Origin of the sequence: Haloarcula rubra (genome assembly GCF_019599465.1) — an archaeon.
Classification (GTDB): domain Archaea; phylum Halobacteriota; class Halobacteria; order Halobacteriales; family Haloarculaceae; genus Haloarcula; species Haloarcula rubra.
This window is the reverse complement of record NZ_RKLR01000020.1, coordinates 32,848-40,128: the sequence shown is the minus strand read 5'-3', so window position 1 is coordinate 40,128 and position 7,281 is coordinate 32,848. Positions and strand designations below refer to the sequence as shown.

7 protein-coding genes are annotated in these 7,281 nt (G+C 60.4%); 2 read left to right on the top strand and 5 right to left on the bottom strand.

The genetic code is table 11. The features are described from left to right. From EGH21_RS22845 to EGH21_RS22835, 3 genes are all read right to left on the bottom strand, one after another. A partial coding sequence (locus EGH21_RS22845; RefSeq protein ID WP_220620710.1) for an RNA-guided endonuclease InsQ/TnpB family protein occupies positions 1 to 922 on the bottom strand: 922 nt, incomplete at its 3' end. Between the two features lie 544 nt (positions 923 to 1,466). Next, positions 1,467 to 2,303, bottom strand: a complete 837-nt coding sequence (locus EGH21_RS22840) for a CPBP family glutamic-type intramembrane protease (RefSeq protein WP_220620709.1) — start codon at positions 2,301 to 2,303, stop codon at positions 1,467 to 1,469. A 2-nt stretch (positions 2,304 to 2,305) separates the two neighbouring features. Beyond that, positions 2,306 to 2,833, bottom strand: coding sequence for a cupin domain-containing protein (locus EGH21_RS22835; protein ID WP_220620708.1), 528 nt, complete (start codon positions 2,831 to 2,833; stop codon positions 2,306 to 2,308). A 315-nt stretch (positions 2,834 to 3,148) separates the two neighbouring features. On the opposite strand from EGH21_RS22835, the gene EGH21_RS22830 reads away from it, so the two are divergent. Further along, positions 3,149 to 3,820 carry a helix-turn-helix domain-containing protein gene (locus EGH21_RS22830; protein ID WP_220620707.1) on the top strand — a complete coding sequence of 224 codons (672 nt, stop codon included), beginning with the start codon at positions 3,149 to 3,151 and terminating at the stop codon, positions 3,818 to 3,820. Here the strand turns inward: EGH21_RS22830 and EGH21_RS22825 are convergent. Continuing rightward, a complete protein-coding gene (locus tag EGH21_RS22825; RefSeq protein WP_220620706.1) occupies positions 3,817 to 5,592 on the bottom strand; it encodes an ABC transporter permease in 1,776 nt (591 codons plus the stop codon). The two genes, EGH21_RS22830 and EGH21_RS22825, sit on opposite strands and share 4 nt — an antisense overlap. Continuing rightward, entirely contained in the window at positions 5,589 to 6,524 is a 936-nt protein-coding gene (locus tag EGH21_RS22820) for an ABC transporter ATP-binding protein (protein WP_220620705.1), read from the bottom strand. Before EGH21_RS22820 ends, EGH21_RS22825 begins: the two co-directional genes overlap by 4 nt. A 440-nt stretch (positions 6,525 to 6,964) precedes the next feature. Here EGH21_RS22820 and EGH21_RS22815 point away from each other — a divergent pair, with 440 nt between their 5' ends. Next, positions 6,965 to 7,252: a hypothetical protein gene (locus tag EGH21_RS22815; protein WP_220620704.1), complete on the top strand. Its 288-nt coding sequence runs from the start codon at positions 6,965 to 6,967 to the stop codon at positions 7,250 to 7,252. Positions 7,253 to 7,281 lie beyond the last annotated feature (29 nt).

The window sequence follows — 7,281 nt, the reverse complement described above, 5'->3', positions numbered from 1 at the left end:
ATTCGACGTACTCGTAGAGGCGTCGGAACCCCCAGACGTGTTGCCACGTCGCCTCGGGAATATTCTCCCGAATGTGGGTCAAGTCCTCGAACACGATGTGCGAACAATCGTTCTCGACGGCCTCCTCGATGAGTTCGTTCGCCACCGTGTGCAGGTATATCTCGAAACGCCCGTACTCTTTCCGACCGACGTTCTCGATGTTCTCGTGGGCATGGCGAGAGCCACACTGCTGGAGCGATCCACGACGCTTCTCGTACTCTCGACGCCAGTGGTTGAACTCGTCCGCCGACCAGAATCGTCCCGTCGAAGCAACGGCGAGGTTGTTGACACCCAAATCCACACCAAGGACTGTTCTGTGCTTGGACTCGGATTCAGACGGTTCCTCGTCTGCTTCGACTTTCCGCATCGAGGCGTGGAGATACCAGTCACCGTCGCGGTACTGCAAGTGAGCCATCCGAAACTCGAAGTCCTCGTCGGAGACGTACTTGGTCGGCGGTGTCTCAGAGCCGTCGGGGAGGATGTAGTCGCACTCAACACGCCCGTCTACGGTCGAAAGGGAAACGTGGTCACGGTGGAACGTTGCGCTTCGCTTGTCGTACACCGCGCTGTCGGCGGAGAAATATGGTTGCGACGTGTTCTCGCCACGTTTGAGGCGTTCGACTCCGCTTTTGACGGCCTCGACCGCCCTGCGAATCCCTTTCTGGACGAGGTTGGCGGTCAGGTCGGTTTCGTCGCGGAGTTGGTCGTAGAGGGCGCGTTCGGCTTTGGCTTTCGAGGTGACGTGGTATCCGTCGTCGCCGTGCCAGCACCACTCGCTTGCGGTGTTGGCGCAGTGTTTGAACTGCTCGACAGTCTCTCGAAGGGAGGCGTCGGCTCCTTCGGGAGTGTCGAGTTTGATGACGGCGGTACGACGGTATTCCACTGTGTTTCACATATATGTCTAGTGTTACCTATATGTTGGGAGGTTGGCTTACCATTCGTAGCGTGGTTTGTGTCATGGGTTGTCGGCTTCCTCCCCGACCTCAAGCGTCGGGGCATCCGCCTCGTACCGCCTGTGAAGAGTCAGTACGTCGGGCCGGTCAAGCTGAATAATGGTGGCAGCTATCTGAATTCTGTGTTATGAATATCGATTTTATCGACCTGTGACAACTTGTCAGAGAACAATACAGCCGAAACACTCGAAATCGGCGGCGTCATTGAACAGAGAGCTAGCAACGGCCGGAATCGGGTTTTCAGAGCAACAGAGATTCGGGATGTCATTGGTCGGCCTGCGAATGTCCTTCGGAATCAACACAAATTCACGGAGCTTGAGTGGACGTGGATACTGCCTGAAAGATGACGGCCGGTACGCACAGTACGAAAAGAGGGTATCTCAGAGGCACCGTCAACGAGGAGCGAGAAGAGCTGGCTTCGTCTGTTCAACCGAGTGGTGTGCGTCGTAGAGACGAGGTTTCGGTGGTTGTTTTTCAAGACGCTGGTTCTCGCTGGCGCCAGGCATTGATCCCGTCGGGTTCGGTCGCGCGCACGAACAGAGAGACGACTGAGACAATGGCAGCGGTTTCGATGACACCAACGACGAGGTGGAGTTCGGGCGGAACGCTCATAGTAACAAGAACCGGCGGGTAATTCATCGTCGCGTGGATGAGAGCGACCAGCCAGAGGTTGCGACTGATTGCGTACACGATACCGTACGTCAGGCCCATGAGTGTCAGCCCAAACAAACGGCCACCCAGTGCGGGACTGAGGCCGTGACCTGACGCGAGAAACCACCTCGGGAGGTGGAAGCCGGCAAACAGAACTGCGGCGACAACGATACCAGCGGCAATTGCACGACGAGTTTTGCCACCGGCAATCGCGATACATTTCTGCTGGAGATACGACCGAAAGACCAGTTCTTCCGGGATCGCGGTAAACAGGAGTGAACTGAGCAGGGCCCCGAGATAGAGGACTGGGTGAGCAGCGACTCGTGACCAGGTGGCTTCGAAGCCGGCAACCCCACCGAGTGCGAGGCTGAACGCGACGAGATTGTAGAGCCCCCAGAACGCACCAAGAACGAGAATCACAGGGAAGAGGGTCCGCACCGACGGAAAGAGCGAACGTGGTGTGATGCCCTCGATACTGAACGCACCAACGACGAGGACGACGAGGAAAACACCCCAGGCCATCCCCAGGATGGGTGGCGGCGAGTCGCCCGGGAAGACGATTAGCAGTGCGGACAAGACAGCAATCACTGTGAGGTATATGCCGAGAGGCATCCATGCTCCCCCCTTGAGCGTCGGCAGATCGGCAGTCGCACGCCGCATTGTCAGATTGCCCCCCACTCTGGCTGCTCGACGTGTCGGTCCCAGAACGACACGTCAAAATACGTCTCATCAATACCGCTCACTCCCGCCAGTCGAGTGACCCACTCAACGATCGCCCAGCAGCCTCCCGGAATCGGTAGGGGAGCCCCCATCGTCGTCTCGTCAGAGAGGTCCGCCGCGACTGCGAGTGAGTGGACCGGCCCAGGGCCAGGGTAGGTCCCGGTCTCGTCGCTGCCACGCTCGTGGGCTAGTCCCCAGACGGTGTAGAGCCCTTTCACCGTCCGAAGCGATGGCAGCCTGGCGCTGAATGCGATGGTCTCGTCGGTGTCGTTGCGGAAGGTATGCGCTTGGTCTGGGTCGACCGTCACTGAGTCACCAGGGCTGACCCGGGTCGGGGTCCCGTCGCGGACGACAGTGAGTTGGCCTTCGAGCGCGCTGAACGTCTCCGTCGTCGGGTGGTAGTGTACAGACGGTGCGGGTGACTCCGGCGACACCCACTGGACAAGTACGGGCCGATCAGTCTGGCCCACGTCTGGCCGCTCCAGCAATGTCGCCCACGTCTGACTCACCGGATCGGAAACGAGCGGCCGAGGTGACTCCCGCAACAGGTTACTCGCGGGACTCTCGGGATCGAGTTCGAGTGATGGCCCGGCAGCTGGAGTGCCGTTCACCAGCGGGCGACCGGTTACAAGCGGTCGTCTCGGCCTGTCATCAGTAGTCCGTCCCCGATCACCGGACTGCGTCTCGGATGCCATCTCTGTACCGCATTTCGATCCGTCACGGAATAGAGATTCTGTGAGGTATGTCTGTGGGGTTTATTACACTCTTCGTTCGGAAGAGAGCATATGAAACATCTCCAGGTAACCGTCCACGTCGACGAGGACCGTACACCGGAGTTTTTCGAGCTGCTTGCCGATTCGCCTGCTATCGCAGAGGCCCGATTGGTCGACTGGAGCATAACAGCCGGGGACCAGTCGACACTTCTGTACACTGTCGATGGTGACCCGACAGCTATTGCCGAACGCGCGGCCGACACCGCTGGGATCGAGTCGGTAGAGCTGTCCGAGACGACGCAGGGACAGACATACGTGATGGTCGTTATGCGGCCCTTGGAGACACCGCTGTTTGCGGCTATTTACCGAGCAAGTTCACAACCGGGCATACTCGTCCGCAAGCCGATCGTCTATCGCGACAGGACGATGTCAGCTCGCGTCGTCGGCGACGCGACGGCGCTCCAGCGTGCTCTCGAAGCCGCTCCGGACGGCGTCGACGTCCAGATCGACGAAATCGGGCGGATCGAAAGCCACACCGACGATCCAGTGGCGAGGCTAAGCGACAGACAACGCGAAGCAATCGACGCAGCGCTCGAACTCGGCTACTACTCACAGCCTCGCGGGGCAACACACGAAGACGTCGCCGCCGAACTCGACTGTGCCGCGCCGACAGCGAGCGAGCATCTCCAGAAAGCCGAAGCGACGATCGTCCGGACGGTGATGGACGAGTTTCGGAGTGATTAGCGTAGGTCGCTCCGGTCGAATCGTGCCGTTCCGATCGCGACGACCCCGCCGACAAACAGGAGCAGGGCTGCCACGCTGTACAGGAAGAGCGAGACATCCAGCGTCGTCTGCTGCGTGCCGTATCCAGTCACCTCGAAGAGCGCTTCCTGGATCGTTTCGAGGGCGACAAACGGACTGAGATTGTCTGCATACTGGAACCAGGCTGGCGGGTTCGCCGCTTGTGTGAACTCGTCCACTGCGGACTGCCCGGTAACGACGAATGCTACTGCGGGCAGTACGAGTTCGTCCCACAATCTGGCGAAGACGAGATACAGGGCGACTGTCGCGGCGAGTGACCGATAGCGAGACGAGACTGCTGCAGAGCAACTCACGGTCATGGCAGTCCAGACAACGGCGTACAGAAGTGTCCAGCCGGCCCACGCGAGAAACGCGCCCGGATACGGCCGCCCGAGACGCGTCACGACGAGTGCCTCGGCGACAAGCAGGAGTGGAAGCAGGGTCGCGACGACGATGCTGACTCGAGAGAGGAGTTTGCTGACGACGAGCTCACGCCGCGTAACCGGCAGTCCCAGCAAGAAGCGACTGGTCCCGGAAGTTCGTTCGCCGACGATGGCGTTATGCCCGACAGCGATCCCGAGTACCAGCACGGGAAGCGTGAACGAGAGGGGAATCCGTGTGAGTACCTCCGTGTCGGTGAAGACTGTGCTCGCGTCGATAGCACCCCAGAGGGCGGGGCCCGTGAGCAGGACCGTGACGACGACTGCGCCTGCAACGACCCAGTTCTGGAGCGTATGCCGCAGATCGGCGATAGCGAGACGCCGGATTCGACTCGATTGCGTCAGTGCACCTGGGAATGAGAAACTCCCGGTGACAGCCCTCCGGACACGCCATAGTGAGCGCCAGATCCACTCGCCGATATGGGACCCGGCGTGGGCATCGCCGAGATCAATACGTTCGAACCGGCTGATGCCGAACACGAGTGGGAGTAGCCCGAACGACAGAAAGACCACCGACCCCAGCAGCTGCGGGAGTGGCCCGCCAGTCGGCGTCCCCGGGCCGACGAACTCGATCGACCAGCGCATCGCAGCCCAGAAGTCGACGAGGGGATTGAGTCGCTCCGTGACGCGCAACCACAGCGGCGCGGTGGCCAACGTGTCGTACGACGGGGGATCGAGCGAGCCAGTAAACAGGAGTGCGAACAGCGGCCGGATGACGACACTCCAGACGCCGAAGTTGAAGCTGAACACGACATAGGTCACGACGAGTGCGCCGAGTGTTCGATACGGCGAGTCAAAGGCAGCCGAATAGCCGACCGTGACGGCACTCCAGACCACGACGTAGGCAAGCATCCAGCCACCCATCACCCAGAACGGCAAGAGGTACGGACTGCCATAGCCCTGGTAGACGAGCACGTTGGCGATCACGAGGATCACCGCCAGTGCCGTCACGACGATTCCGACCCGTGAGAGGAGTTTGCCGAGGACGAGATCCCGTCTCGTCGCCGGCAGACCGAGGACGAAGCGAAGGGTGCCGGTGACGCGCTCGGTGACGACGGCACTGTAGCCGACGGCGGCGACGACCACGAGCGAGAAGGTCCTCAAGTCCGCCGGCAGGATGAGCAGGTACTCCGTAATTGGATGGACAGCAGGCCTCGCACTCGACCCCGTGGACGGCAGGAACAGCACACCGAGGAGCCCGATCGCGCCCCAGACGAGCCGACTGCGGAACGCGCGGCGAGCGTCCGCTCGGGCAATCGTGAACACGCGACTCATACGCGGTTCGCACCCGCCGTATCCGAGTCATCGGTGATGGTCAGGAACACCTCTTCCAGCGACGACGCCTCGGTGTCGATGTCGAGGATCGGCACGCCTTCCTCGTCTAATCGAGCGATCGCGTCGGTTTTGGCCGCTGGATCAGGACACGTGATGCGAATCGACCCATTCTCGGCCGTGGCCTCGGAAATGCCGCTGATCGCAGCGAGTTGGTCCGTAACGCCTTGGGGTGCAGTCTCGACCGACAGCGAGACTGTTTCGGGTGTCGCCGACTGCGCATGGAGTGCGTCGATCGTATCGACCGCGACGAGGCGACCATCGTGCATGATGCCAACCCTGTCACAGACCGTCTCCACCTGATCCATGATGTGACTGGAAAAGAAGACGGCCGCACCACGGTCACGCTCGTTCCGGACTACCTCGCGGAGCAGGCGAGCCCCCGAGGGGTCCAACCCACCGAGTGGCTCGTCCAGGATGAGTAAGTCGGGTGAGCCGACGAGGGCGATCGCCAGGCCGAGTCGCTGGCGCATCCCCTTCGAGAAGCCACTCACTGGCCGATCGGCGGCATCGGCGAGCCCGACCCGTTCGAGGAGGGCGTCCGGGTCGTCAGTCGTCCGTTTCATCGCCGTCGCAAACTGGAGGTGATCACGGGCCGTGTCCCCGTCGTAGAACCCCGTCGCTTCGGGAAGGACACCGGTACGTTCCCGGATTGCACGCGGGTTCGTCTGTGGGTCGTGTCCAAGGACGCGACTCTCGCCCGCTGTCGGGCGGACGAAATCGAGGAGCATGTTGATCGTCGTGGACTTCCCAGCGCCATTCGGGCCGAGAAAGCCGAACACTTCCCCTGACTCGACCGTGAGATCGAGGTCGTCGACGGCGACGACGTCGTTACCGTAGCGTTTCGTCAGGCCGTGCGTCTCGATGGAGGGCATCGCATTCCTGAGCTGATACGTGTGGAAATAATAAACTACCCATATCCTTGCCAGACGCAGTATGGAGGCTCTCCTCGTCGGGAATAGGAGGAGAGCGCAAACTCCACTCAGTCATCCGCCGACGATAGTGAGACTGACTCCCCACCGCAGTCCTGGCTTGGAAGGAGTGCCAGAGAGACGTATGCTGTGTGTCGGTCGTTCGATACAGATCAAACCCGACGTGCTGAAGGCCGCTCACGACGTTTCAACCAGCGATTGCGTCTCTAAGTTCCAGCGCGTAGCTGGGAGACACACTCAATGTTACAGTGGTTCCTGCCAGACATGTTACTCGCGTACCAAACATATTAGATATAGAACCATTTTATACAGCTTTCATCGCACATTCCGTCTGTATGTCAGTGGTACTTACTGAGACGGGCGACAGCTCCGAGTCGAAATACGTGGTCAACGACGAGGATATGGACTTTCAAATCGAAGGCGACGATATCAACGCGTTGCTGCTCCATCTGATCGAATCGCGACTCATCGAGGAGGTCTCACCGTCGACAACGGCAGCAAGGGACCTGTACAACCAAGTCAATCTGTGGGGGGACGTGACGGCGGAAGAGCAGGCGACGCGTCACGCACTGGCGATTGTCAGTCTGTATCAGCTAGAGGCGACGATACGAGCAATAACGCCTGAATCCGACGAGGCAGATGAATCGACCGAGTCGGCCGACGAAGAGTAAGCTACCACGGCCTGAAGACCGTGGCATTC